The organism is Cryobacterium fucosi (genome assembly GCF_004403515.1).
Taxonomy (GTDB): domain Bacteria; phylum Actinomycetota; class Actinomycetes; order Actinomycetales; family Microbacteriaceae; genus Cryobacterium; species Cryobacterium fucosi.
Genome location: NZ_SOHH01000024.1, coordinates 1 through 24,665, shown reverse-complemented (window position 1 = coordinate 24,665; position 24,665 = coordinate 1). Strand labels below are relative to the sequence as shown.

Below are 24,665 nucleotides of genomic sequence, written 5' to 3'. Positions count from 1 at the left end.
CGCTACCAGCGCGGGTGGATCTGGTCGCGCAGCATCCGGTCGTAGATGTCCTGCACGCCTTCGTTGAACTCGAGGCTGAGCTGCGGGACGGAGCCGGCCGCCGCGTTGCCCTCGGCCTGGGCCACCGACCGGGCGCCGGGGATGACCGAGCTCACACCGTCGATCTGCGCGACCCAGGCCAACGCCGCCTGCGCAGGGGTGAGGCCGTCCGGCACGATCGCCGCGAACTCCGCCGCGGCCTTGAGGCCGGTCTCATAGTCGACCCCGGAGAAGGTCTCCCCCACGTCGAAGGCGCTGCCGTCGCGGTTGTAGTTGCGGTGGTCGTTCGCCGCGAACGCGGTGTCGCGCGTGTACTTCCCGGTCAGCAGGCCGCTCGCGAGAGGAACCCGGGCAATGATGCCGACGCCCGCAGCGCGCGCGGCCGGCACGACCTCTTCGAGCGGCTTGAGCCGGAACGCGTTGAGGATGATTTGCACGGTGGCAAGGCCTGGCCGGGTGATGGCGGCGAGGGCCTCGTCGCAGGTCTCCACGCTCACGCCGTAGCTGGCGATCGCGCCCTCGGCGACCAGGGTGTCGAGCGCGTCGTAGACCTCGTCAGACTCGACCACGGCGCTCGGCGGGCAGTGCAGCTGCACGAGGTGCAGGGTGTCCATGCCCAGGTTGGCGCGCGACCGGTCGGTCCAGGCCCGGAAATTTGCGAGCACGTAGTTCTCGGCGAGCTGGTCGACCCGGCGGCCCATCTTCGTTGCCACGGTGACACGATCGCCGGCCGGGCTGGCCGCGAGGAAGCGGCCGATGATCTGCTCGCTGCGGCCGTCGCCGTACACGTCCGCGGTGTCGAAGAAGGTGACTCCGGCGTCGACGGATGCCGCGAGCACGGTCGTCGCGTCGGCCTCCGTCACGTCGCCCCAGTCCGCTCCGAGCTGCCAGGTGCCGAGGCCGATCACGGAGACGGTGCGGCCGGTCTTGCCCAGTATGCGAGTGTCCATGCGTCCAGCCTATCCACCGGCGGCCGGTGGGCCACACCGTCAGGTCAGCGGTTTGCGGGCGGTTCCCCGGGCGGTTCTCCGGCCGGCACCGCGGCCCTCGACACCGAGGTCTCCGCCGCGGTGCCCGCGTCGATCACTCCCACGAGCGCTCTCGCCAGGCGCGGCCGAATCAGGTGGTCGTTGGCCTCGACCCGATGCATGGTGACGTGGCGCATCCGTTCGATCACCGTCATGCTGCCCAGCGCGATGAACGCGTCAAGGGTGCCGTAGACCACATCGACCGGCACCCTGAGACTGGCGATGTCGCTGACCACCGTTTGGGACTCGATGCAGTGCTCGAGGGATTTCACGAACGGGGTCCAGTTGCGCTCGGAGATCTCGAAGATCCCCTTGGGGAGCAGCCGGGAGATGATGGCCGCGTTGCTGATCGTGAAGTCCTTGTTCAGGCGCAGGAAGTCGTAGGCGCGCAGGTAGGCGCTCACCCGCGCCCGCACCCAGCGGTCGCCGATGTCCGAGGGCGAGAGGTAGACCGGCGGCCCGACCAGCACGACCCGGGCGACCTGGCTGCGCCGGGACATCCGGGTGCGCGGCAGCGACGCGAAGCGGGCAACGATCAGGCTGCCGAGCGAGTGGCCGACGAGGATGAACGGGTCGCGCAGTCTCAGGGACCGGATCGTGGCGTCGAGCGAATCGACGTGGTCTTCGAGCCGGTATTCGCAGCCGTCGGGGGCCGGAGACTCGCCGAAGCCGAGGATGTCGACGGTGATCACCCGGTGCCCGGGCACGAGCAGGGGCACGACCTCCCGGAAGGTCACCGACGACGACGCGATGCCGTGGACCAGGATCACCACCGGGCCGGTGCCCTCGTCGGTGGCGATGTGCAGGAGGGGCGGGCGTCGCCGACGGAGCCATTCGATCAGAGCCGTCCACCAGGTCATGGTTCCAGTATCCCCGCCCGGGCCGGGTCCGTTCAGGCGGCCGAGATGCGATTGTGATTCGACTCCCAGAGTGCATCCAGTCTGTGACATCCGCCGTGACCCTACAGTGGGGCCATGAAGCGAATATCCGTTGCCGCATTGGCCGTCGCCGTCCTGCTGCTGGCCGGTTGTTCCGCGCAGGGTTCTTCGACGTCGGGGTCCGACTCCGGCGGCGTCGTCGGAGCCCCCCAGCCGGTCTCTCCCGACTCCGCCGTCAAGGACGGCACCACGGGCGAGGTCAAGTACTCCAACCGCGATGTGATCACGACCGGTTCGGTGTCGATCACGGTGAAGGACCCGATCAAGTCGGCCCAGGATGCCGTCACCATCACCGAGCAGGCGGGCGGACGCGTCGACAGCCGCACCGAGAACCCGGCCACCCCGAACCAGCCGGCGAGCGCCAACCTGACCCTGCGCATCCCCTCAAACGAACTCGACCGTACCGTCGCCGAGCTGAAGAAACTCGGCACCGTCAATTTCGTCTCCTTGAATGCATCCGATATCACTCAACAGACCCAGGACCTCGATGCCCGGATCACCTCACTGAAAACCTCGGTCGACCGCCTGCTCACCCTGATGCAGCAGGCAACCAACACCACCGACCTGATCGCCATCGAAGGCGCCCTGTCCGCCAGACAGAGTGAGCTGGAGGGCCTGGAGTCCCAGCGCGATTACTTGTCGGATCAGGTCGATTTCTCCACCGTCAGCCTCGAGCTGTACTCCACCGGAACGGTCGCTCCCGGCTCCCCCGACAGCTTCTGGACCGCAATCGTCGCCGGCTGGAACGCCCTCGTCGCGGCCCTGGGCGGCGCCCTGATCGGAATCGGCTTCGTCCTGCCGTGGCTGCTCGCGCTCGGCGCGGTCGCGGCAATCGTGCTGCTGATCGTCTGGCTGTCGACGAGGAAGCGCAAGGCTGCCTAGGCTGGAGTCTGTGACGACGTCCGACAGCCTCTCCCCGCTCGGCGACGACGTCCTCGAACGGATCCGCTCCCGCGCCCCCGGGCACGACCAGGCCAACACGTTCCCGGCCGAGGATCTGTCCGACCTCGCCGCCTGCGGCTACCTGCGCGCCCTCGTTCCGATCGAATTCGGCGGCCTCGGCCGGAGCCTCCGCGACGTCGCCCGCGACCAGGTGCGCCTCGCCGCCCACGCCCCGGCGACGGCCCTCGCGGTCAACATGCACATGGTCTGGACCGGCGTCGCCCGAACCCTGCACGACCGAGGCGACACGTCGCTCTCCTTCCTCCTGCGAGAGGCCGGCACCGGCGAGGTGTTCGGTTTCGGCGTGAGCGAGCCGGGCAACGACCTGGTCCTCACCGGTTCGATCACGGATGCCCGCCCGCAGCCCGGCGGCGGCTACCGGTTCACCGGCACCAAGATCTTCACCACTCTCTCCCCCGCCTGGACCAGGCTCGGCACCATGGGACTGGACACGACCTCCCCCGACGCACCCAAGATCGTCTGGGCCTTCCTCGACCGCAGCGACCCCGGCATCAGCCGCAAGGACGACTGGGACACCCTCGGCATGCGCGCCAGCCAGAGCCAGACCACCGTGCTCGACGGCGCCCTCGCCCTGGCCGACCGGGTGTTCCGGCGGCTCGACCCCGGGCCCAGCCGCGACCCCCTGATCTTCGCGATCTTCGCCAACTTCGAGATCCTCCTCGCCGCCGTGTACACCGGGATCGGCCGCCGCGCCGTCGAGCTCGCCGTCGAGGCGGCCGAGCGCCGCACCTCTCTGCGGCACGACGGCCGCAGCCTGGCCCAGGACCCGGACATCCGGTGGCGCGTCGCGGAGGCCGCCATCCTGATGGACGGCATCTACCCGCAGATCGACGCCCTGGCCGCCGATGTCGACGCCCTCGCCGACCACGGCCCCCAGTGGTTCGCCCTGCTCTCCGGCCTCAAGCACCGCGCCACCGAGACCGCACGCCTCACCGTGGACCAGGCCATCCGCGTGACCGGGGGCAGCAGCTACTACGCGGGCAACGAGCTCGGGCGTCTCTACCGGGACGTGCTCGCCGGCCTGTTCCACCCGTCCGACGCCGAATCCGCGCACGCCACCGTCGCCGCGGCCTGGCTGGGACCGCTCGATGTCTGATCCGACGACCAGCATCGGCGTCTTCGACAACGCCGCGTACACCCGCTCGGTGCTCGACCTCACGATGCGCCTGGCCGAGGTCATCTTCGCCGCCGGCGCCGGCGCCGAGGACGCGACGGCCGCGATGGAGGCCATCACCCGCGCCTACGGGCTGAAGGGCACCGAGGCAAACATCACCCACACGATCATCACGCTCACCCACGAAGACCCGGGCACGCACGAGTCGATCACCCGCAGCCGTAACGTGAAGTACCGTTCGCTCAACTACGGCAAGCTCACCGCCACGTCCGAATTGATCGTGGACCTCCTCGAGACGCCGATGGATGTCGCGGACGCCCGCAAGGCCCTCGCCACCATCGTGAGCGCCAAGCCCCAGGTCCCCGCTCTCTACCGGCGCCTGGGCTGGAGCCTCGTCGGGGCCGGGGCCGCCGTGCTCATCGGCGGCGGGCCGATCGTGCTCGCGGCGGCGTTCGTCGCCACCTTCTTCATCGACATGATCACGACCGCCCTCGACCGGCGCCAGGCGCCCCTGTTCTACCAGAACGTCGTCGGCGGCGCGATCGGCCCGATCGTGGCCGCGATCGTGGCCCTGATCGACCCGACGGCCAACCCGTCCCTCGTCGTGATCGCGACCATCATCATGCTCCTCGCCGGGGTGACCACCTTCGGCGCAGTGCACGACACCCTCTCCGGGTTCTACCTGACCGGCACGGCGCGGCTGATGGAGGCGCTCCTGATCACCGGCGGGCTGGTCACCGGCGTCGCCGGCGCGTCCCTGCTGCTCGCCCGGTTCGGCCTCCAGCTGAGGGTGGATGCCACCCTGACGCCGACCCTGGCCGACCTGCCGGCGTTGCTGACGGCATCCGTTGTCATCGTGATCGGTTTCGGCCTGGCCGTACAGGTGCCCTGGCGCGCCTTCTGGGTGGTGTGCGTGCTCGGCGCGGTCGCCGAATTCCTCTATCTGGCGGCGGCGTCGTCCGGGTTCGGTCTGGTCTGGTCGTCGGGTGCGAGCGCGATCGGCGTCGGCCTGGCCGCTGCGGTCGCTGCCCGAATCGTGCGCACTCCCCCGCTGGTCATCATCGTCACCTCGCTCGTGCCGCTCGTGCCCGGGCTGATCCTGTTCCGCGGACTGCTTCAGCTTTCCGACGGTGACATCAACGGGCTGCTCAGCCTGTTGACCGCGGGCGCGGTCGCGGTCGCCCTCGCGGCCGGGGCCATCCTCTCCCAGTACGTCGTCCAGTTCGTCTGGGGTCCGGCAAGGCGCCTGCAGCGCCGATTCGTCGGCCCGCTGATGGCCCTGCCCGTGCGGCTCAGCCGCAGTCCGGGCAAGCGAATCTAGCCGTCCGGTGGTCGAGCCGCCCGGTGGTCGAGCCTGTCGAGACCTGGTCGGCGGGGTCTCGACAAGCTCGACCACCGGGGCAACTCGACCACCGGGGCAGCTCGACCACCGGTAGTCCCTAGTTGGGCACGTCCGCTTCGCCCGCTGCGTCGTGCAGGTCTTCGACGTAGCGGTAGGAGATCGGCTCCTCGGTCACATGCCCGATCTTGAATACGCGGCGCACGGTGGCGCCGTCTTCGGTCACCTCGAGGGTGACGGTCTGCTGGTAGCCGCCGTCGACGTATTCCAAATCACGCTCCGTGCCGGCCGCGATCGGGTTGGCACCGTAGAAGATTGCTCGGTAGGTGGTCTTCTCGTTCATGATCTCCCAATCTGTGTCGGTCAGGTTGTGCCGGTCAGGATCGCTCCGTCACGGGGTCGTCGGCTCGCTGAAGACAGACTACGACGCAGACGCACCGTTGCACAGGGAGGAACCGGAAGATGCCGATTCGGGCGAATCCGCGTAGGGTCGAAGAAACGGTGCCGCTGGGGCTCGGATCGAAGGAGTACACATGGCTGACAAATCGCCCAAAAAAGACGCGACTAAGAAGGTCGCCGGGAAGTCCTTGAAGGAAAAGCGCGCCGACAAGCACGCCAAGTCCAACGAAACGGCTGAAAAGGCCCGCAAGGCCTAGCGCCTCCTCCAGCATTGACGAGGGTGCCGCCACGTGTGTACGCGGCGGCACCCTTGTGTGTACGCCCGGTTGCTTCCGCTTGTGTGCCACCGCCGATTGTGTGCCAGCGCCGCTCGTGAACGGCCCGCTCGAAAGGACCCGCTCGTGACGTTGCCCCTCGAGGACACCCTGGTCGGGTACCCCTCCGGCGAGACCGTGAATTCCACCACCGTCCTGCACTCCGAGCCCCTGCCCGACGGTCGCCTCGCGGTGATACTGGAGCGCACCTGCGTGCACCCGGTCGACGCCGGCTGGCCCGACCAGGGCGCCGACCGCGCCCTCATCCGCGTTGCCGGAGCCGAACTGCCCGTGCTGGACTGCGTCGTCGGGGCGACGGACGGGGGCACGCTGCATCTCGGCCGCGACATCCCTGTCGGCAAGGGCACGGAGGGCTGGGCCTTCGTCGTCGTGCACCTCCTGGCCGGCGACGCCGTCATCGCCGAGGGCGAGACGGCCGAGGTGGTCGTCGACGCCGGCTACCGCGGCCGGCTCTCCGCGGGGCACACCGGATGCCACCTGGCCTCACTGGCGCTCAACCGCGCGCTCGCCGACCGGTGGAAGAAGGAGACCCGGGCCGACGGCCTCGGCAACCCCGACTTCGACGGCCTCGCCATCGACGTGTCCCTGATCGGCGAGAACGGGTCCACCGACACCTACCGGCTCGGCAAATCCCTGCGCCGCAAGGGCTTCGTGACCGAAGGCTTCGTCGACGGCCTCGCCGAGGTGCAGGCCCAGGTGAACGCGAGCCTGGCCGGATGGGTGGCCACGGGGGCGGGTGTGCGGATCGACCGCGACGGCGATCGCCTCAACGACCGCCGGTACTGGGTGCTCGAGCTGCCCGGGCACACCGTGCGGATTCCATGCGGCGGCACGCATCCGTCGTCGCTGGCAGATGTTGGTTCCGCGCGGGTCGAGTTGTCGACCGCTGACGTCGACGGCGCCACCGTGCTGACCATGGCCACGTTCGTCGGCTGACCGGCCCCGGCCGGTGGGGAGCACGTCCGTGCCGAATCGTTCCTTCAGACTCCTTCGCCCGCCACCTCCGGTAGTGGGACGCTGAACGCCGACTCGGTCTTGCTGCGGATCTCCTCGACGGACACACCGGGCGCCAGGCGGCGCAGGACGAGGCCGGCGTCGGTGACGTCGAACACGGCCAGGTCGGAGATGATCCGGTCCACCACCCCGACCCCGGTCAGTGGGAGGGTGCAGGTCTCGACGATCTTCGGGGAGCCGTCCCTGGCCACGTGCTCGGTCAGCACGATGACACGGGGTGTCCCGGCGACCAGGTCCATCGCCCCTCCCATTCCCTTGACCATCTTTCCGGGGATGGTCCAGTTTGCGAGGTCGCCGGAGCCGGAGACCTGCATCGCGCCGAGGATGGCGACCTTCACGTGCCCACCGCGGATCATGCCGAACGACGTCGCCGAGTCGAAGATCGACGCCCCCGGCAGCAGAGTCACGGTCTGCTTGCCGGCGTTGATCAGGTCGGCGTCCTCCTCCCCCTCGTAGGGGAAGGGCCCCATCCCGAGCAGGCCGTTCTCGCTCTGCAGCGTGACGCGGATGCCGGCCGGCAGGTTGTTGGCGACGAGGGTCGGGATGCCGATGCCCAGGTTGACGTAGTCGCCGTCGCTCAGTTCTTCGGCCGCGATCGCGGCCATCTCGTCTCTGGTCCAGGTCATACTCGTGTGCTCCTTGATCGAAAAACTCGGGCAGGGTCAGGCAGGCATCTGGGCGGGCCGGGGCCGCACTGTGCGCTGCTCGATGTTCTTGGTGCGATCGGTCGCCTGCACCAGGCGCTGCACGTAGACCCCGGGGGTCACGACGTGGTTCGGGTCGATCTCACCCGGCGGCACGATGTGCTCGGCCTCGGCGACGGTGATTCGACCGGCCGTCGCCACGATCGGGTTGAAGTTGCGGGCGGTGTAGCGGTAGACGAGGTTGCCCTCGGTGTCCGCGAGATGCGCGTGCACCAGCGCGACGTCCGCGATGATGGCCCGTTCCTGCAGATAGGTGACGCCGTCGAACTCGGCGAGCGGTTTCCCCTCGGCGATCAGGGTGCCCACCCCGGTCTTCGTATAGAAGGCCGGGATGCCGGCGCCGCCGGCCCGCAGTCGCTCTGCGAGCGTCCCCTGGGGGCTGAACTCCACCTCCAGCTGTCCGGCGAGAAGCTGCTCGGCGAAGAGCTTGTTCTCGCCCACGTAGGAAGCGATCACCTTCCGGACCTGGCCGGCGTCGAGCAGACGGCCAAGGCCGAGACCGTCGACGCCCATGTTGTTGGACACGATTGTCAGGCCGGTCACCCCGGATGCCCGCACCGCGTCGATCAGGTCGGCCGGGATCCCGCTGAGTCCGAATCCGCCGACGGCCAGCACCATCCCGTCGCGCAGCAGATCGCCGAGCGCGTCGGCGGCGCTTGCCACAACCTTGGACATGGAATTCTCCTCATCGAGCATTCTGCGCATCCACTTTGTGGACACGTCGTCTATCGGCCATGCTAGGTGGCGGACTGAACTACTGTCAATGGACCTCAATCAATACGAAAAGTTGTCATTCACCCCGTGAACAGTAGACTCGCGTGTATCCACATTATGGACAAAGTGAGGCAACCATGACCGGGAACCAGGGAATCCCCGTGCAGGGCGCGCAGGTGGTCGGGCGGATCGCACTCCTGCTCCGACTGGCGGGACGCAACCCCGCCGGCACCCCCCTCGCCGAGATCGTGCGGGACTCAGGTCTCACCCGGCCGACCGTGCACCGCCTGCTCAGCTCGCTGGCGGCCGAAGGCATCCTCGACCACGACCCCGCCACCCACACCTGGCACTACGGTCCGGAGATCTTCGTGATGGGGGCGGTCGCCGCCCAGCGTTACCCGATCGAGGAGCTGGCACGGCCCAGCCTGCAGCGCCTGGCCGAAGAAACCGGGGAGAGCGCGTTCCTGTCCATTCGGCGCGGCGCGGAGACCGTCTGCCTCCTGCGGGAAGAGGGCAGCTTCCCGATCCGCTCCTTCGTATTGCACGAGGGCGTGCGTTTCCCTCTCGGCGTCGCCTCGGCCGGGATCGCAATCCTGGCCTTCCTCCCCGGGGCCGAGGTCGAGCAACTGCTCGTGCAGGACGAGGCCTTCGTCGCCCGCTGGGGCGGGCAGCACTCGGCGGACGCCATCCGAGCAAATCTGGCCCGGACACGGGTGACGGGGTATTCGGTGAACCCCGGGCTCATCTTCGAGGGCAGCTGGGGCATGGGCGCCGCGATCTTCGATCGCGCCAATCGGCCGGCCTGGGCGCTCTCCCTCACCGGGATCGAGCCCAGATTCCGCCCGGAGCGGCAAAGGGTGCTCGGTCAGCTGCTGCTCGAGGAGGCCAACCGGATCACCCGGCTTCTGCAGAAACCGGGCCTTCCCGGCCACCAGGCCTGAGCCGACCGCGCCGCGCCGCATTCGGCCTCAGAGATACCGATCCGGCGCCACGGCCCCCAGCGTCACGAGGGCGCGGGCCAGCATCTCCTCGATTCGCTCGGGGAGGTCCTCGCGCGCGGAGAGGCGATTGGAGATCTCCTGGACTCCGGAGAAATAGGCCACGAGATGCCAGGCCTCACGGTCGGGGTCGAGGCCCGGATGAATCTCCCCGGCGACCTCGGCCTCCCTGAGCAACCCGCCGATACGCGCAATCCAGCCCACGTAGGGCGTCGGCAGGGTGACGGGAATCAGGTGATACTCCCGCATGAGCCGCACGGCGGCCCGCACCATCACATCGTCGCGGAACGCACCCGCGACACTGCGAATCGAGGCCACCACGGCCTCCAGGCCGTGAGCCGAGTCGACGCCGAGCAGATTGGCGAATGGCGCCTCGGAGAACGCGGAGCGCACAATCGCCAGTGCCATGTCCGACTTCGCTTTGAAATGGTATTGGACCAGGCCCTTCCCGGTCGCCGACTTCTCGGCGATCAGGGCGATCGAGGCGCCGGCATAGCCGCGGTCGGCGAATTCGATTGCCGCGGCGGCGAGAATGCGCTCGCGCGTTTCCATCGAGCGCGCATCGCTGCGAATCACCAGAACCTCCCGAGAATCGTCACGGCCGGCGCGGTTCAAGCGTAGCCAACATCGCCGGTGGGCCAAACGTGTTGTACGATCGTACTAGTTCCGTGGTGAGATTCGATACTCGAATGACCCTGGGGGGTTCAAGGGCCCGGAACGAGGTCGCCCCAGTCAGGCTCAGGCCCGGCTGGGGCGGTCCTCATTCCCCTTCGCCGAGTCAGGTGGTCGGCCAAGGCGGAGAATTTTGCGACGCGCCGACTGGGCGGGCGAGAATCCCGGCGTGTTGCGAAATTCTCCGGTTGAACCGGCGGCCGCGTGCGATGAGACGAGGAAAGCCCCCGGTCTCCCGGGGGCTTTCCTCGTCGTACTCGGTGGAGCTAAGGAGATTCGAACTCCTGACCTTCTCATTGCGAACGAGACGCGCTACCAACTGCGCCATAGCCCCTTACCGCTTATGCAGAATATCACGCGCGGGGACCGCGTTCGAGCAGACCGGCCGTCGCGTCGCGAATCCGGCCGTCCCCGGGCGGAAGAGTCCGGCGGAGTGGAGGGTCAACCGACGGCGCGGCGGCGGCGCAGCACGGCATCGAGGTCTGTCATTCCCGGTGCCGTCTCGCCGACCACGCCCATGGACGCGAAGCGATTCGACGCTGCGGAGACGGCGGGCGCCGCTGACTCCACGGCGGCCGGCGCGGCCTCGCGCCCGCCGCCGCGCCTCAGCGGCGTCACGGCCACCGCGAGTTGGGCGGCGCGCCTGGCCACCTCGGCCTCCGCAGCGGCCTTGCGGAGTCCGGCCGCCGCATCCGCTGACGCCATGGCCGTCTGGGCGATCGTGCCGGGGGCCAGATGGAGGGGGCGCGGAAGCGGCTGGGGCGTCCAGGTGGGCGTGGCCACCGGAACCTCGTCGAATTGCACGGGTTCGAATCGCTGGCCGGCCCTGGTCGGCGCGGCCGCGTGGTCACTGCCGGCGCCGCCGCTGCGGAGCCGGGCCGAGTGCCGGGTGGTGCGGGCCAGTCGCGAGAGGGCGCCGAAGGCAAGAGTCGCCGCGGCGGCCCCGACCGTGGTCAGCGCCCAGGTGCCGCCGGCGGCGGCGGCGAGCGCACCGCTGACCACGAGCACGACACCGATCAGCAGGACAAGCGTGGACAGCGCACGAACGCGACGAAGTCGCCGGGAGCGCAGGAGTTGAGCTGAGATGGGAGGTTCCCGCCTTTCCGAACGGTTGGCGGCGGCAAGCGCCGCAGTGGCACGACGCTCGGCGGAAGCGGCTCCCGCCACGGCACGCGCCTCGGCCCTGGCATCATCTTCGGCCTGGGCCAGCAGCTTGCGCTGGGTGACCACGGTGCGGGCGTTCGCTTCGAGGCGAACCTGCTGGGGCACCTCGGAGGTCTCCGCGAGGATGCGGAGGGTCTGTTGCAGGCGCACGGCATTTCTCTCGGTGGTGACAAACTGGCGCCGCCTGGCCCAGGTCGGCATGAGATACGTCACCCAGAGGGCGGCGGCGACCGCCACCATCACTCCCCCGCCCAGGACCTCGCTGCTCATGCTGTCTACGCTAGGAGCGCAGTGGCCATCCGGAGCTGATTACGAGGGCGTGTCACCGAGATTGGCCGAATTCATCGGTCGCTGACCGGCAACGGATGCGCCGCCGCCGCCCGGTCCAGCACGCTCACCATGGCCGCCTCCGAGGACACCGCTCCCTCGCGCCAGCGCCGCAGCACGCCCTGGCGCACTTCTTCGGCGACGAGGGCGAAGCAGTAGTGGTCGCGCCAGTCACCGTTGATGTGGATGTACCGGCGTCGCAGTCCCTCGTACCGGAACCCGAGCTTCTCGACCACCCGCAGGGAGGGGGCGTTCTCCGGCCGGATGCAGATCTCCATCCGGTGCAGGCCGAGCTGCCCGAAACAGTAGTCGGTGGCCAGGGCCACGGCGATCGGCGTGATCGCCTTGCCGGCGAATCGTTCTCCCACCCAATAACCGATGGTCGCCGACGACAGGGACCCCCAGGTGATCGATGACACGTTCAGTTGGCCGGCGAGTTCGCCCTCATTCTCGATCAGGAAGGGCAGGCCGTGTCCGCTGCGCGCGTGTGCGAGCAGGCTGCGGATGCTGGACCGCGTGTCGAAGGACATCGGCGCGTACGGGCTGGTGGCCTCCCACTGGCGCAGCCAGCCGCGGTTCTCCATCAGCGCGTGCTCCAACGCCTTGTCATCGCGCAGCCGCACGGGGCGCAACGTGACGTCACCCTCGTGAAGCGTCGGAATCGCGATCGCCACTGCCTGCCCGTCTTCTCATGCCCGATGTGTGTCACAAATGTAGCCGACCCAGTGGGGGCCGTCGCGCCTCAGTCGAGGGTGGCGACGAAGTCGTGCAGCCAGGGGCGGAGGTCAGGGCCGAGGTCGTCGCGGTCGACGGCGAGTTGCACGATGGCTTTGATGTAGTCGAGGCGGTCGCCGGTGTCGTACCGGCGGCCTCGGAAGATGACGCCGTAGACGCCGCCGGTCGCCTCCGGGGTGACCGCCATCTCCTGCAGGGCGTCGGTGAGCTGGATCTCGTTGCCCTTGCCCGGCTGGGTGTGCTCCAGCACGCCGAACACCTCGGGGCGGAGCACGTAGCGGCCGATGATGGCCAGGTTCGATGGGGCATCCGCCGCAGTGGGCTTCTCGACCAGGCCGGTCACCCGCACCACGTCGGGGTCGTCGGTCGGCTCGACCGCGGCCGCTCCGTAGAGCTGGATCTGCGACGGGTCCACCTCCATCAGCGCGATGATGCTGGCGTTCCGCTTGCCCTGCTCGGTGAGCATCTTGGCCAGCAGCGGGTCGCGGGCATCGATGATGTCGTCACCGAGCAGCACGGCGAACGGCTGGTCTCCGACGTGCATCCTGGCGCGGAGCACCGCATGGCCGAGGCCCAGCGGGTCGCCCTGGCGCACGTAGTGCATGTCGGCGAGGGTCGTGGCGTGGTTGACCTTCTCCAGGCGGCTCTGGTCGCCCTTCTTCTCCAGGATCGCCTCGAGCTCGGTCATCCGGTCGAAGTGGTTTTCGAGGGCATTCTTGTTGCGCCCGGTGATCATCAGGACGTCGTGGAGGCCCGCCTCGACGGCCTCCTCGACGACGTACTGGATGGCCGGCTTGTCGACCACGGGGAGCATCTCCTTGGGCATCGCCTTGGTGGCGGGCAGGAAACGGGTCCCCAGGCCAGCGGCGGGGATGACGGCCTTAGTGATTCGTGTACCCATGCCCCTTACGCTATCGGCATCTAGGATGACTTGTATGGACTCCGACATCGCTCACCGAAAGCGGGCGCTCCGCGCCGAGTTGCGGGAGCGCCGCCAGAACATGACGTCGGCGGAACGGGATGCCGCCACGGCCGGATTCACCGAGAACCTGCAGAACACCGTGCTCGACCTGTCCGCCCGGTCGATTTCCTGCTATCTCTCCGCCCGCACCGAGCCGAACACCCGCCCGTTCGTGAACTGGGCCGAGGCCCAGGGCATCAGGGTGCTGTTCCCGGTCTCCCGTGACGACGGACTTCTCGACTGGACCGTCGGGGAGGACGAGACCGAGGTCGAGGGCCTCGCCGGTGTTCCGGAAGCGGCCGGCGAGCTGCTGGGTCCGATCGCGATCAACGATGTCGACCTCATCATCGTGCCGGCCGCCGCCGTCGACCGCACCGGCCTGCGAATGGGCTGGGGCCGCGGCTACTACGACAAGACCCTCGGGTCGATGGAGAAGTGCCCGCCGGTCTACGCCGTCGTCTTCGACGGCGAGTACCTCGACGAGGTGCCCCGCGAGGTGCACGACCAGCCCGTCGACGGCCTGGTCACCCCCACCAGAATCATCGCGTTCTGATCCCCGAACCATTCTCACAACACGCTCTTCTCACAACACATCCACAATCGGAGACCACGGTCCGCGCTCGCGGTCCGGGTCCCACAGCCGGAGTTCCAGTGCCTACCTATTCCTACCGTTGCACCGAGTGCGACACCGCCTTCGATATCCAGCAGGCCTTCACCGATGACACGCTGACCGACTGCCCCAACTGCGGCGGAAAGCTCCGCAAAGTGTTCTCGTCGATCGGCGTGAGCTTCACCGGGTCCGGCTTCTACCAGAACGATGCCCGTTCCGACGCGAAGTCCGCCCAGCAAGCCAAGTCGAAACCGTCTCCCGCCCCGGCGGAGAAGAGCCAACCTGCGCCCGCGAAAACGGAGACGAAGTCTCCCGCAGGCGCCGCCTCCTCGCCCACTACCATCAAGAGCGCGGCGACTCCGGCCGCCACCTGAGAGGTTCGACAATGATCAACGGTTTCAAGCAATTCATCATGCGTGGCAACGTCATCGACCTCGCGGTCGCGGTCGTCATCGGTGCGGCGTTCACGGCGGTCGTGAACGCAATCGTCTCCGCGATATTCAACCCGATCATCGCGGCCATCTTCAACTCCGACGATCTGAAGACTTCTCTTGGGGTCCCCCTCCCTGGTGGTGGCGTCCTCGCCTTCGGCGAGGTCCTCGCCGCCATCATCAACTTCCTGCTGATCGCCGCCGTGGTCTACTTCGTCTTCGTGCTGCCGATCAACCGGATGAAGGAGGCCCAGGAGAACCGTCGCGCCGCCCTGGCTCCTCCCGGCGCCGAGACCGCGGCTCCGCTCACCGAACTCGACCTGCTCGCCGAGATCCGCGACCTGCTCGCCTCCGAATCGCCGCAGCCGCAATCGCAGCCGCACACGCAAACGCAGCCGCAGCCACCTCGCCCGACGTTGTAACGGACGCAGCAGTCCAGCTCGCCGCCGCGCCCGTTTCGGCACCCCGCTACCGCCCCGGCCGTCGCGTCCTGCCGAATCGGGCGCGGTTGCGCGCGCTGCCGACCGTTACCAGTGCGGCGGACGATCCTGGCGAAGCCGGTCGTCGTTCTCGCTCCGGGCGGCCTTGGCGTTGCCGCTTTCGGGTGCGACGCCGCCCTCTTCGCGGAGCACCGGAGGGCGCGGGTCCGGATCGGTGTCCGGCGCGGGCATCAATCTGGCGCGCCGCGCCCGACCCGATGCTTTCACGACGGCCTGCCTGGGTTCGGGGTTCGCCGGGACGTCCCCGCTCATTCGATCGGGGGTCGCTTGACCCCGGCCAGGGCGGCCACCCGCGCGGCGACCGCGTCCGGATTGCTGAACAGTTCGAAGCTGTGCACGCGCAGGTAGTGCCAGCCCAGGCGCCGCAGCACCTCGGGGCGGAGCCTCAGCGACTCGCGGAGGCTCGACCGGCCGACCACGGCATCCGTCTCGACCACGACGGCACGGCCGGCGTGGGAGCCGGCCAGGGCCAGCTTGCCGCGGTGGCCGAGGGACACGGTCAGGCCGAGGCGTTCGAGGCGGCGTGCCAGGTCGACGAGCATGGCCTCGCTCGCGTCGGGAACCTGCGCCTCGCCTCGGCGGGCCTCGGTCTCGCTGAGCACCTGGGACAGGGCGAGGATGCCGTGCCGCTGGCGATCCTCGTCGATGTCGGCCGGGCGGAAGCACGAGACGATGTCCATCGCCCGCCTCGCCCGGGTCATGCCGATCGCCAGGAGCCGCTCGCCGCCCGGCTCACCGAGCGAGCCGAAGTTGGTGAGCAGGCGCCCGTGCGGGGTGCGGCCGTAGCCGATGGAGAAGATGACCCGGTCGCGGCTCTGCGCCACGGCCTGCTCGAGAGTGAGCACGGTGAACGGCTCGGCCCGGTCCTTCAGGATGAAGTCGGACAGGTCGGTGCGCTTGGAGAACGCGGAGAGCACCGCCTGGTGCACCCGCACGGAGTGGCGGGCGCTGGCCGTGATGACCATGAGCGATTCCCGGGGGCGCTTGACGGCGTGGTCCATGACGAGTTCGACGACCTTGGCCACCTCAGCGTCGACGCTCTCGACGGCGCCGCTGTCGGCATCCGGCATGCCATGCCCGCCGGCGACGTAGTTGAGGGTGAGGCTGCCGTGGCCGAGGAAGCTGCCGGCCCAGGGCAGGGAATCGATCCGGCCGCCGTAGAAGCGGTGGTTGACGAGCTCGGCGAGGTCCTCGCCGCCGGCCCGGTAGCTGCGGGTGAGAGTGAGGGTGGGCAGCAGTTCGCCGAGGCGGGCGAGGGCGGAGTCGGCATGGAGGGCGTCGACGCTGGTGTCCTGGCCTGACCTGTCGTCGCCTGACTCGCTGATCCCGGTCTCGAAGGCGGACGGGGTCTGGGTCACCGGGTCGCCGAAGGCCACGATCTGCTTGCCGCGGCGGATGGCGCCGACGTTCTCGGCGAAGGTGGTCGCGCCCGCGTCCACGAGCAGCACCGTGTCGAAGCTCATCAGGTCGTCGAGGCCGGCAACCTCGTAGGGGGAGGCCAGCCAGACGGGCGCGAGGACCCGGCCCAGGTGCGGCGCCGCCTTGTGCAGCCGGGTGGGTGTCGCCCGGTCGGCCCGGAGCAGACGACGGAGGTTGTCGGCTTCCTCGGGCCAGTCGACGACGCCGATCTTCCAGGTTTCGGCGAGCAGCCAGGCCAGCAGCTGGCCGGTCGTGGAGGCGTGGGCGTCGTCGACGAGTTTGAAGTCGGCCTCGAGGCGGTCGAGCACCTGGGTGTTCGCGTTCAGGAGGGCCTTGTCGCCGCTGAGCATCGTCTCCAGCACGGACTGCCACCAGGCCAGTTCGAGTTCGCCGGCGACGTCCTTCTCCGAGACGTGGCGCTGGGACAGGTCGGTCATCAGAGGGTCGAGGTTGTGTTCGCGCAGGGCGGCGAGCAGCGCGGTGCGTTCGTGCAGGTTGGCGAGCACCTCGCTCTCGGCCGCCAGCCCGGAGATCGTGTAGATGAGCTCCTTGATCGGCCGGGCGGACAGCTGCCGGGTGGTGCCGGCCGTGCCGAGCGGTATGTCGAGGCTCGCCAGGTCTTCGGAGACGCGCTGGAAGGCGACGTGGACATCCGAGATCCCGACCGGAACCTCGGGGGTGACCCCGGCGACGACGTAGCGCTGCCAGAGCGTGCGCTGCTGCTGGATTCGCCGCAGGCTCTCGTTCATGTCGCTGACGTGCACGCCCGGGCGCAGGTACTCCTCGGCGAGCTTGCGCAGCCGGCGACGGCTCGACGAGGGCATCTCCGGGGATTCCCGGCGCGACCCGGTGGCGGCGATCAGCTCGGTCAGCGACCGGTCGAAGACCGCGGGCTGGAACTTGTCGAGAGTCTCCCGGATGTCCAGGAGCAGCCGCAGGTAGATCCCGAGTTCGGCTATCGTCTCGAACGGGCGCAACCGGGTCTGGCCGACGAGGCCGGCCGCCCGCTCGAGCAGTCGCGGCAGCTCGACCTGGTTGACCCGCTTGGCCAGCTGATGAGCCGCGGACGCGTCCGCGGTCGAGGTGAAGGAGGCGCCGTACCAGGGCGAGTCCCCCGGCCCGTAACGGAACTCACCGAGCGCGGCGGCCTTGATCAGCGTCGCGGCGGCGGCGGCGCGCCCCTGGGCCAGCCGCTCGAGGGCGCGACGGTCGAGCCGGGCCGTGGTCGAGGGCGGCGACGGAAGCTGGGCGAGGCGGGCGAGTTCGCCGAGGGCGTCGAGCACCGAGACGCCGAGGGTGCTGTCCCGGCGGGTGAGGGCCGAGCGGTAGTCGAGCAGCACCTTGCGCAGGCGCACGAGGGCGTCGTCAACGTCGCCGACCATCGGCTGCGCGGCCTTCTCGTTGCGGGTGATCGACTGGATCAGGTCGCGGCGCAGGGTGCGGGGGGTGACGGCGACGCCGGGCAGCCCCACCTGCACGAGTCGGTGGGCGATGCCGTCGAGGCTGGACCGCCTGGCGCTGACCACGAGCACGCGCTTGTGCTGGGAGATGAGCGAACCGATCGCGTTGACGATGGTCTGCGTGCCGCCGGTGCCCGGCAGGGTCTTCACGACGAGGGAGTTGCCGGCCGCGATCTGTGCGACGACGTTCTCCTGCTCGGAGTCCGCGTCGAGGAGAAGGGTGTCGGTGGCCGGCGGGCGGGAGTCCTGGCCGATCGGCACGACCGGGTGGTAGGCGGTCTCGATGGCGCGGCGCGCGTTCTGGTTGCCGGCGACGGCGTCGAGCAGCGGATGCTCCAACCGGGCCGCGTCGGCGGCCAGCGCCCGCCCGACGTCGGCGAACGACGAGGCGACAAGGCGCGGGACCACGTTGAACCAGGGCAGATGTGAGGTGAGGCCGCGCAGCCGGTCGATCACGGGCTGCGGTTTGAAGGCGCCGTTGGTCACCGCGAGCGCGACGAACGCGTCGGCATCCAGCGTGATCTGGAACTGGTCATGCAGCGCACGCGCCAGCTCGGGGTTGAGGAACGGCGCCCCCTTGAGCTTGAGTTCGAAGTCGCGCCCGTATCGGCGGATCGCGAGTGGGCGCAACAGAATGGGCGCGGTGTAGTCGACGTCGCCGTGGCGCCATTCGGCCAGGCCGATCGCAAGGTGCACCGACTCGATTCCGCGCATGGAGCGCAGTTCGATCCCCTTCTGGGTGATCTCCCCGGCCGCCAGGCGCGCGTTGCGCAGCGCGAGCTCGTCGCGGATCAGGTTGGAGAGCAGGGTGGTCTTGCCGGTGATGAATTGCGGCAGCCCGCCGGGGTGGGTGGCGCTCAGCTCGATCCGGGTGCGCGGGCCGTCGCTGAAGTGCAGCAGCGGCGAACGGCCGCCGACGCCGGCGAGTTCGTCACGCCAGCGCAGCCAGGCCGGGTCTGCCACATTGCCCACCGAGAGGGCCGGGTCGCCGAGGCTGACCGCATGCGCCGAGGCAAGATTGTGCGGGTCGGCGGGGGAAGCATCCTGAATTTCCGACAGGATGCCGTCATCATCTGGTTTTCTATCGAGGCGCCACACATCGACACCCTAAGTCAGACTCGCCCGATTCCCGGTGAGGCGGCCCGGGTTTCGCCGGATTCCGCGGAAATTATCGGACCGGGAGCGCCCCGGGCCAGGGTGTACGGCGTCCGGGGCATCGTCTTGGGAGAATGGGGCAATGAAACTCCCTTTGGTCGAACTCCACCTGCACATCGAGGGCACCCTCGAACCCGAACTCCTTTTCGACCTGGCCGCACGCAACGGCGTCACCCTGCCCTGGGCGTCCCTGCCCGAACTGCGCGCGCAGTACGAGTTCGACGACCTGCAGTCCTTCCTGAACCTCTACTACCGCAACCTCGACGTGCTGCGCGAACGGGTCGACTTCGACGACCTGACCCGCGCCTACCTCGAGCGGGCACGGACGGCGGGGGTGCGCCACGCGGAGATCTTCGTCGACCCGCAGGCCCACACCAGCCGGGGCATCCCGCTGCTCACCGCCCTCGGCGGGGTGCGGGACGCCCTCGACGCGTCGGAGGCGGACTGGGGCATCAGCACCAAGCTGACCGTGACCTTCCTCCGGGACCGGCCGGCCGCCGAGGCGATGGCCATGCTCGGGGAGATCCTGGCCGGTGACTTCCGGATCGACGGCATCGGCCTCGACTCCGCCGAGGTCGGCTACCCGCCGGAGCTGTTCACCGAGGTCTTCGAGCTGGCCCGCGCGAACGGACTGCACCTCGTGGCGCACGCGGGCGAGGAGGGCCCGCCCGCCTACGTCTGGCAGGCCCTCGACCTGCTCGGCGTGGAGCGGATCGACCACGGCATCCGCAGCCTGGAGGACGAGCTGCTCCTGGACCGGCTGGTGCGGGACCGGATACCGCTGACCGTCTGCCCGTTTTCGAACGTGCGCCTGCGGGTGATCGACACCCTCGCCGACCACCCGATCGTGCGGATGCTCGACCGCGGCCTGCTCGCCTGCATCAACTCCGACGACCCTGCCTACTTCGGCGGCTACATCGACGACAACCTCGCCGCGCTCGACCGCGAATTCGGGCTCGGCCCTGACCGGCTGGCCCTGCTCGCGCGGAACGGGATCGAGGCGTCGTTCCTGGCCGCGGCCGAAAAGGCGGCGCTGGGCGCCGAGGTCGACGCCTGGCGAGCGGCGCAGGGGTAGGCGCAGTCGGCGGCGGGCGCCAGGCTCAGAGCCAGCCGTTCTTCTTGAACACCCCGTAGAGGCCGAATCCCATGGTCAGCATGAGGCCGAGCGCGAACGGGTAGCCGAAGACCCATTTCAACTCCGGCATATGGGTGAAGTTCATGCCGTAGATCGTGCCGACGAGGGAGGGCGCGAACAGGATGGCCGCCCAGCTCGAGATCTTCTTGACCTCCTCGCTCTGGGCCAGGCTGGTTTCGGAGAGCCGCCGGGTCTCGTCGTTCTGCCGCTGGGAGACGAGGGTGCTGTGCACGATCAGGGCATTGTCGAGGAGCTGCCGGAACGCGTCGCCGCGCTCGGCGACGCGCAGGGTGTGGTCGAGCACGTCCCGCAGGTGGTGGTGCAGTTCGACGTCGACGCTGTACTTGTCGAAGCCGCGCTGCAGGGCCTCGAGCATGCCCACGAGAGGCTGGGTGGCGCGCTGGAACTCGATCACCTCACGGGAGAGGGCATAGATGCGCCGGGAAACCTCCTGGTCCCCGTCGAAGAGCTGGTCCTCGATCTCGTCGATGTCGTTTTCGAGCCCCGCGACGACGGGGCCGTACTCGTCGACGACCTGGTCGAGGATGGCATAGAGCACCGCCTCCGGCCCCAGCGCCAGCAGCTCTGGGGTCGACTCCATCCGTGCGCGCACCCTGGCCAGGTTCGGGGATTCGGCGTGGCGGATGGTGGCGACGAAATCCGGTCCGACGAAGACGTGCAGTTCGCCGAATTCGACCCGCTCCTCGTCGTCGATGTAGCGGGCCGGGCGCAGGACCACGAACAGGATGTCATCGAAGCGCTCGAGCTTGGCGCGCTGGTGGCCCTTGAGGGCGTCCTCCACGGCCAGGTGGTGCAGGCTGAATTCCGCGGCGACCGAGCGCACTTCCCGCTCCGACGGCCGGTACATGCCGATCCAGGCGAAGCCGTTGTTCGCCTTCATGACCTCGTAGGTCTCGTCCAGCGTCTTCGGGGTGGCGGCCCGGCGGCCGTCCACGTAGATCGCGTTGTCGATCAGTGCCATCGGTTCTCCTCCTGTGCAGGTTCCAGTGTCGCACCGGCGCGAACGGTGACGCGCCGGACACGGCACGCAGCGGGGCGCTAGCGTGGTGCCGTGACTGACGAACGAACGCCCGACGTCCTCGTCGTCCTGGGGCCGCGCGGCGAGACGGATGCCGCCGACCGCGCCTTCCTGCTGGCCGCCGCCGGCTGGGCCGTCGGTTCCGCCCCCGGGGCAATGTCACTCGACCGGCACTGCCCGACCTGCGGCGGCGCAGACCACGGCAGGCCCCTCGTTCGCCGTGCCGGCACCGCGGCCGGCACCGCGGCCGGCCCTGGGCGCCGGCTCGACGTCAGCCTCAGCCGGGCCGGTTCCCGGGTCGCGGTCGCGCTCTCGTTCGCCGGCCCCGTGGGGATCGACATCGAAAGCGTCGACGCGGTCGCCCGCGCCGGATTCGACGATGTGGCCTTCAACCAGGTCGAGCTGGCCGCGCTGGCCGAGGTGCCCGCCGAGGGCGCCGACCGGGCGCGGGCGACGATCTGGACCGGCAAGGAGGCCGCCCTCAAGGCGATCGGGGTCGGCCTGCGGGTGGACCCGCGCGCGCTCACCGTTTCCCTGCCGGGGTCCGGCGGGGTGGCCCAGCCGGAACTCAGTGCGGAACCGGGCGACGGGCTGCCCCGGCTGCTCCCCCGGCTCGTCCGCTTCGACGCCGGGTCCGGCCTGGCCGGCGCGGTCGCCGTGTTCACCACCGCCGGACCGGTCCTGCGCGTGCTCCCGGCCGGGAGCATCCGTGGCCGGCCGCCGCCCTGACCGGGTCAGAGCTTGGGCAGGGCGGTGCGGAACAGCCAGCGGTCGATGATATGGCGCACCTCACCGCTGCCCGTGTGCACGGTGAAGAACTCGACGAAGTCACCCGTCGACACCGAGCCATGCCGCCGGGCCACGGTGTACGCCCGCACGGCACCGAAGAACGCGTCGTTGCCGAGCGAGCGCCGCAGGGCGTGCAGGGCCAGGGCTCCGCGTTTGTAGACCCGGTCGTCGAACATGTCGTGCGGCCCGGGGTCTCCGACGATGATGTCGCGGGGCAGGGCATCGAGCTTGGCCCGGTGCCAGGCGGCGCTCTCGTCGGCCGTGCGGCCGCCGCTGGCCTCAGCCCACAGCCACTCGGCGTAGCAGGCGAACCCCTCGTGCAGCCAAATGTCCTTCCAGAGCGACACGGTGAGGCTGTTGCCGAACCATTGGTGGGCGAGTTCGTGCGCGATCAGCCGGTCGCTGCCGTGGAGTCCGTCGACGTGGTTGCGCCCGAAGATGGCGAGGCCGTGGGCCTCGAGGGGGATCTCGAGTTCGTCGTCGGTGACGACGACCGCGTACGCGTCGAACGGGTACGGCCCGAACAGGGTGCTGAACAGGGAGATCATCTCGCCAAGCCGGCCGAAGTCGACGCCGACCTCGTGGGCGAGGTTGGCCGGGAAGAAGATGCGCTGGGCGACCGGGGCGGCGGCAACGTCGGTGCGGCGGTACCGGCCGATCAGCACGGAGGCCAGGTAGGTGGCCATCGGCTCAGCGACCACGAAGGTCCAGGAGGTGCGCCCCGACCTGGACGACCGGGAGACCAGGTGTCCGTTGGCGACGACCGTGTACGGGTCCTCGCAGGTCACCCGGATCCGGAAGGACGCCTTGTTGCTCGGGTGGTCGTTGCACGGGAACCAGGAGGCCGCGCCGGTGGGCTGGCCGGCCACGAGCACGCCGTCGTCCAGCTCCTCCCAGCCGACCTCGCCCCAGATGCTGCGCAGCGGATGCGGCGTCCCCCGGTACCGCACGGTCACCTCGAACCTCTGGCCGGCCTCGATCGTGGTCGCCGCGGCGATCGTGAGTTTGCGCGCCGACTGGGCGACCTTCCGCGGCCGGACCCCGTCGACCGTGACCCGGTCGACGCTGAGACCGTCGAAATCGAGGCTGAACCGGTCGAGCCGCATCGAGGCCACGGCCGTGATGGTGGCGGTCGCCCGCAGTTGGTTCGTGGCCACCCGGTAGTCCAGGTCGAGGTCGTAGTGCACGGCACGGTAGCCGCCGTTCCCGTTCGAGGGGAGGTAGGCGTCGCCGGCGGACGCCGAGCCGAAGGTCTGGAGCGGGGTGTGAGGCATGGTGGGGATCAAGTCTGCCATGGCGGCCGGTGCCAGGGCGAAATGGGGTTCCCGGCCCAGAGCGACCCGGAGGGTACGCGTTCGCCGCGCATCACCAGGGAGGCGGGCCCGACGGTGGCGCCCTCATCCACTGCGGCCGCCGGGAGGATCACGCTGTGCGGGCCGAGGGTCGACCCGGCGCCGAGGCGCACCCGGTCGAGCTGCATGATCCGGTCGTGGAACAGGTGGGTCTGCACGACGCAGCCCCGGTTCACGGTCACCCCGTCGTCGATGGTGACGAGGTCTGCCTCGGGCAGCCAGTAGGTTTCGCACCACACCCCGTGGCCGATCCGGGCGCCAAGGCTGCGCAGCCAGACCGACAGCACGGGGGTGCCGGCGGCCTTGGCGGCGAACCAGGGCCGAGCCACCATCTCGACGAAGCAGTCCGAGACCTCGTTGCGCCAGATGAACGACGACCAGAGCGGATGCTCCGTCGCGTCGATCCGGCCGACCAGGCTCCACTTGGCCACCGTCGTGATCCCGGCCGCGACGGCGCCGGCGGCGAGCATGACGACCCCGGAGAGTGCGACCGTCCAGCCGAGGCCGAGACCGAGCCACAGCCCGTCGAGGGCGGCCAGCACGCCGAGAGCGATCAGGGCCGAGACGATCACCGGAACGATCCGCAACACTTCCCAGAGGGCGCGGGCGGTGCGGAGGCGGACCGGCGGCAGGAATGTGCGGGCCTCGTCGACATCCGTCACCGTGCGCCGCAGCCGCTCGGGCGGGTTGCCCAGCCAGGACGAGCCGCGCTTGGCCTTCCGGGGCGCGGAGGAGAGCACGGCGACGAGCCCGTTGCGGGGAACGGTGCGCCCCGGGCCGGCGATGCCACTGTTGCCGAGGAACGCCCGCCGCCCCACCTTGGCCCGGCCGATGCGCAGCCAGCCGCCGCCCAGCTCGTAGCAGGCCACCATGGTGTCGTCGGCGAGGAAGGCGGCCGGGGCGATGGTGGTCAGCGACGGGATCAGCAGCACGGTCGAGGCCTCCACGCCGGCGCCGACCTTCGCGCCGAGCAGCCGCAGCCAGACCGGGGTGAGCAGGCTCGCATAGATGGGGAACAGCAGGGTGCGGGCGCCGTCGAGGATGCGTTCGGTCATCCAGACCTGCCAGCCGATCCGGCTGCGCACCGGGTAGTACCCCTCCCGGAGGCCCACCCCCACCAGCCGGACCGCGGCGACGACGAGCGTCGCGTAGACCAGTCCGGCGACCACGACGGCGAGCGGGGTGGCCACGGCGGCCCGCCAGAGCGCGTCGGCGAGGGTGGCGGCGTCGCCGACGGCCGCACCCATCACGAGCACGCCGAGCGCTACGGCCGCGGCCGGGACGGCGGTCATTCCGACCGCCCCGGCCGCGAACGCGATCAGCCAGCGACG

25 protein-coding genes and 1 tRNA gene are annotated in these 24,665 nt (G+C 69.6%); 11 read left to right on the top strand and 15 right to left on the bottom strand.

All coding sequences use genetic code 11. The features are described from left to right. Positions 1 to 2 precede the first annotated feature (2 nt). The gene (locus E3T48_RS01955) at positions 3 to 989 is read right to left on the bottom strand and encodes an aldo/keto reductase (RefSeq protein ID WP_134522203.1); all 987 of its coding nucleotides are present in this window, start codon (positions 987 to 989) and stop codon (positions 3 to 5) included. Positions 990 to 1,033: 44 nt separating this feature from the next. Then, positions 1,034 to 1,927, bottom strand: a complete 894-nt coding sequence (locus tag E3T48_RS01950) for an alpha/beta fold hydrolase (protein ID WP_134522202.1) — start codon at positions 1,925 to 1,927, stop codon at positions 1,034 to 1,036. Positions 1,928 to 2,041: 114 nt separating this feature from the next. On the opposite strand from E3T48_RS01950, the gene E3T48_RS01945 reads away from it, so the two are divergent. The 3 genes from E3T48_RS01945 to E3T48_RS01935 are packed head-to-tail and all read left to right on the top strand — an operon-like array spanning position 2,042 to position 5,403. After that, positions 2,042 to 2,887, top strand: a complete 846-nt coding sequence (locus E3T48_RS01945) for a DUF4349 domain-containing protein (protein ID WP_134522201.1) — start codon at positions 2,042 to 2,044, stop codon at positions 2,885 to 2,887. A 10-nt stretch (positions 2,888 to 2,897) separates the two neighbouring features. Beyond that, positions 2,898 to 4,064, top strand: a complete 1,167-nt coding sequence (locus E3T48_RS01940) for an acyl-CoA dehydrogenase family protein (protein ID WP_174844119.1) — start codon at positions 2,898 to 2,900, stop codon at positions 4,062 to 4,064. Beyond that, positions 4,057 to 5,403, top strand: coding sequence for a threonine/serine exporter family protein (locus E3T48_RS01935; protein ID WP_134522199.1), 1,347 nt, complete (start codon positions 4,057 to 4,059; stop codon positions 5,401 to 5,403). The genes E3T48_RS01940 and E3T48_RS01935 overlap by 8 nt, the downstream gene beginning before the upstream one ends. Positions 5,404 to 5,521: 118 nt before the next feature. Here E3T48_RS01935 and E3T48_RS01930 read toward each other — a convergent pair whose 3' ends face one another. Next, on the bottom strand, positions 5,522 to 5,764 hold the full coding sequence (locus E3T48_RS01930) for a hypothetical protein (protein WP_134522198.1): 243 nt from the start codon (positions 5,762 to 5,764) through the stop codon (positions 5,522 to 5,524). A gap of 190 nt (positions 5,765 to 5,954) precedes the next feature. Here E3T48_RS01930 and E3T48_RS17375 point away from each other — a divergent pair, with 190 nt between their 5' ends. After that, complete coding sequence (locus E3T48_RS17375) at positions 5,955 to 6,077, top strand: hypothetical protein (protein WP_255453709.1); 123 nt, start codon at positions 5,955 to 5,957, stop codon at positions 6,075 to 6,077. Positions 6,078 to 6,221: 144 nt separating this feature from the next. Next, positions 6,222 to 7,091 (top strand): alanyl-tRNA editing protein, encoded by an 870-nt coding sequence (locus E3T48_RS01925; protein ID WP_134522197.1) that lies wholly within the window; start codon positions 6,222 to 6,224, stop codon positions 7,089 to 7,091. Between the two features lie 44 nt (positions 7,092 to 7,135). Here the strand turns inward: E3T48_RS01925 and E3T48_RS01920 are convergent, their stop codons facing one another. Further along, positions 7,136 to 7,795, bottom strand: a complete 660-nt coding sequence (locus tag E3T48_RS01920; protein ID WP_134522196.1) for a CoA transferase subunit B — start codon at positions 7,793 to 7,795, stop codon at positions 7,136 to 7,138. A gap of 36 nt (positions 7,796 to 7,831) precedes the next feature. After that, positions 7,832 to 8,548: a CoA transferase subunit A gene (locus E3T48_RS01915; RefSeq protein WP_134522195.1), complete on the bottom strand. Its 717-nt coding sequence runs from the start codon at positions 8,546 to 8,548 to the stop codon at positions 7,832 to 7,834. A gap of 176 nt (positions 8,549 to 8,724) precedes the next feature. Between E3T48_RS01915 and E3T48_RS01910 the strand changes: the two genes are divergently transcribed. Further along, on the top strand, positions 8,725 to 9,528 hold the full coding sequence (locus E3T48_RS01910; protein WP_134522194.1) for an IclR family transcriptional regulator: 804 nt from the start codon (positions 8,725 to 8,727) through the stop codon (positions 9,526 to 9,528). 27 nt (positions 9,529 to 9,555) lie between these two features. Here the strand turns inward: E3T48_RS01910 and E3T48_RS01905 are convergent, their stop codons facing one another. The 5 genes from E3T48_RS01905 to galU all read right to left on the bottom strand — a co-directional run bounded on the left by E3T48_RS01905 (position 9,556) and on the right by galU (position 13,384). Next, entirely contained in the window at positions 9,556 to 10,200 is a 645-nt protein-coding gene (locus E3T48_RS01905) for a TetR/AcrR family transcriptional regulator (protein WP_134522193.1), read from the bottom strand. 318 nt (positions 10,201 to 10,518) lie between these two features. Next, positions 10,519 to 10,591: transfer RNA gene (locus E3T48_RS01900), tRNA-Ala, on the bottom strand. Between the two features lie 107 nt (positions 10,592 to 10,698). Next, positions 10,699 to 11,691 (bottom strand): hypothetical protein, encoded by a 993-nt coding sequence (locus tag E3T48_RS01895; RefSeq protein ID WP_134522192.1) that lies wholly within the window; start codon positions 11,689 to 11,691, stop codon positions 10,699 to 10,701. 71 nt (positions 11,692 to 11,762) lie between these two features. Beyond that, positions 11,763 to 12,422, bottom strand: a complete 660-nt coding sequence (locus E3T48_RS01890) for a GNAT family N-acetyltransferase (protein WP_134522191.1) — start codon at positions 12,420 to 12,422, stop codon at positions 11,763 to 11,765. A gap of 68 nt (positions 12,423 to 12,490) precedes the next feature. Next, positions 12,491 to 13,384, bottom strand: coding sequence for a UTP--glucose-1-phosphate uridylyltransferase GalU (gene galU / locus E3T48_RS01885; protein WP_134522190.1), 894 nt, complete (start codon positions 13,382 to 13,384; stop codon positions 12,491 to 12,493). Between the two features lie 34 nt (positions 13,385 to 13,418). On the opposite strand from galU, the gene E3T48_RS01880 reads away from it, so the two are divergent. From E3T48_RS01880 to mscL, 3 genes are all read left to right on the top strand, one after another. Continuing rightward, the gene (locus tag E3T48_RS01880) at positions 13,419 to 13,997 is read left to right on the top strand and encodes a 5-formyltetrahydrofolate cyclo-ligase (RefSeq protein ID WP_134522189.1); all 579 of its coding nucleotides are present in this window, start codon (positions 13,419 to 13,421) and stop codon (positions 13,995 to 13,997) included. 98 nt (positions 13,998 to 14,095) lie between these two features. After that, complete coding sequence (locus tag E3T48_RS01875) at positions 14,096 to 14,428, top strand: FmdB family zinc ribbon protein (protein WP_134522188.1); 333 nt, start codon at positions 14,096 to 14,098, stop codon at positions 14,426 to 14,428. 11 nt (positions 14,429 to 14,439) lie between these two features. Next, entirely contained in the window at positions 14,440 to 14,907 is a 468-nt protein-coding gene (gene mscL, locus E3T48_RS01870; RefSeq protein WP_134522187.1) for a large conductance mechanosensitive channel protein MscL, read from the top strand. A 105-nt stretch (positions 14,908 to 15,012) separates the two neighbouring features. Here mscL and E3T48_RS01865 read toward each other — a convergent pair whose 3' ends face one another. Together E3T48_RS01865 and E3T48_RS01860 are read right to left on the bottom strand one after the other, a co-directional pair. Next, on the bottom strand, positions 15,013 to 15,237 hold the full coding sequence (locus E3T48_RS01865) for a hypothetical protein (RefSeq protein WP_134522186.1): 225 nt from the start codon (positions 15,235 to 15,237) through the stop codon (positions 15,013 to 15,015). Continuing rightward, positions 15,234 to 18,962: an AAA family ATPase gene (locus E3T48_RS01860; protein ID WP_134522185.1), complete on the bottom strand. Its 3,729-nt coding sequence runs from the start codon at positions 18,960 to 18,962 to the stop codon at positions 15,234 to 15,236. The genes E3T48_RS01865 and E3T48_RS01860 overlap by 4 nt, the downstream gene beginning before the upstream one ends. A 139-nt stretch (positions 18,963 to 19,101) precedes the next feature. Here E3T48_RS01860 and E3T48_RS01855 point away from each other — a divergent pair, with 139 nt between their 5' ends. Next, positions 19,102 to 20,094, top strand: coding sequence for an adenosine deaminase (locus E3T48_RS01855; protein ID WP_134522184.1), 993 nt, complete (start codon positions 19,102 to 19,104; stop codon positions 20,092 to 20,094). A 25-nt stretch (positions 20,095 to 20,119) separates the two neighbouring features. On the opposite strand, the gene E3T48_RS01850 is transcribed toward E3T48_RS01855, so the two are convergent. Beyond that, on the bottom strand, positions 20,120 to 21,136 hold the full coding sequence (locus E3T48_RS01850) for a magnesium and cobalt transport protein CorA (RefSeq protein WP_134522183.1): 1,017 nt from the start codon (positions 21,134 to 21,136) through the stop codon (positions 20,120 to 20,122). 90 nt (positions 21,137 to 21,226) lie between these two features. On the opposite strand from E3T48_RS01850, the gene E3T48_RS01845 reads away from it, so the two are divergent. Next, entirely contained in the window at positions 21,227 to 21,922 is a 696-nt protein-coding gene (locus E3T48_RS01845) for a 4'-phosphopantetheinyl transferase family protein (protein WP_134522182.1), read from the top strand. 5 nt (positions 21,923 to 21,927) lie between these two features. On the opposite strand, the gene E3T48_RS01840 is transcribed toward E3T48_RS01845, so the two are convergent. Next, a complete protein-coding gene (locus E3T48_RS01840; RefSeq protein WP_241986534.1) occupies positions 21,928 to 23,277 on the bottom strand; it encodes a M1 family metallopeptidase in 1,350 nt (449 codons plus the stop codon). Next, positions 23,265 to 24,665, bottom strand: a 1,401-nt coding sequence (locus E3T48_RS01835) for a Pls/PosA family non-ribosomal peptide synthetase (RefSeq protein ID WP_338145214.1), incomplete at its 5' end; no start/stop codon positions are given. The genes E3T48_RS01835 and E3T48_RS01840, both read right to left, overlap by 13 nt.

Coding starts and splice junctions, on each gene's coding strand:
- E3T48_RS01955 (WP_134522203.1), bottom strand. CDS start 989: ATGGACACTCGCATACTGGGCAAGACCGGCCGCACCGTCTCCGTGATC.
- E3T48_RS01950 (WP_134522202.1), bottom strand. CDS start 1,927: ATGACCTGGTGGACGGCTCTGATCGAATGGCTCCGTCGGCGACGCCCG.
- E3T48_RS01945 (WP_134522201.1), top strand. CDS start 2,042: ATGAAGCGAATATCCGTTGCCGCATTGGCCGTCGCCGTCCTGCTGCTG.
- E3T48_RS01935 (WP_134522199.1), top strand. CDS start 4,057: ATGTCTGATCCGACGACCAGCATCGGCGTCTTCGACAACGCCGCGTAC.
- E3T48_RS01930 (WP_134522198.1), bottom strand. CDS start 5,764: ATGAACGAGAAGACCACCTACCGAGCAATCTTCTACGGTGCCAACCCG.
- E3T48_RS17375 (WP_255453709.1), top strand. CDS start 5,955: ATGGCTGACAAATCGCCCAAAAAAGACGCGACTAAGAAGGTCGCCGGG.
- E3T48_RS01920 (WP_134522196.1), bottom strand. CDS start 7,795: ATGACCTGGACCAGAGACGAGATGGCCGCGATCGCGGCCGAAGAACTG.
- E3T48_RS01915 (WP_134522195.1), bottom strand. CDS start 8,548: ATGTCCAAGGTTGTGGCAAGCGCCGCCGACGCGCTCGGCGATCTGCTG.
- E3T48_RS01910 (WP_134522194.1), top strand. CDS start 8,725: ATGACCGGGAACCAGGGAATCCCCGTGCAGGGCGCGCAGGTGGTCGGG.
- E3T48_RS01895 (WP_134522192.1), bottom strand. CDS start 11,691: ATGAGCAGCGAGGTCCTGGGCGGGGGAGTGATGGTGGCGGTCGCCGCC.
- galU (WP_134522190.1), bottom strand. CDS start 13,384: ATGGGTACACGAATCACTAAGGCCGTCATCCCCGCCGCTGGCCTGGGG.
- E3T48_RS01880 (WP_134522189.1), top strand. CDS start 13,419: ATGGACTCCGACATCGCTCACCGAAAGCGGGCGCTCCGCGCCGAGTTG.
- mscL (WP_134522187.1), top strand. CDS start 14,440: ATGATCAACGGTTTCAAGCAATTCATCATGCGTGGCAACGTCATCGAC.
- E3T48_RS01865 (WP_134522186.1), bottom strand. CDS start 15,237: ATGAGCGGGGACGTCCCGGCGAACCCCGAACCCAGGCAGGCCGTCGTG.
- E3T48_RS01855 (WP_134522184.1), top strand. CDS start 19,102: ATGAAACTCCCTTTGGTCGAACTCCACCTGCACATCGAGGGCACCCTC.
- E3T48_RS01850 (WP_134522183.1), bottom strand. CDS start 21,136: ATGGCACTGATCGACAACGCGATCTACGTGGACGGCCGCCGGGCCGCC.
- E3T48_RS01840 (WP_241986534.1), bottom strand. CDS start 23,277: ATGGCAGACTTGATCCCCACCATGCCTCACACCCCGCTCCAGACCTTC.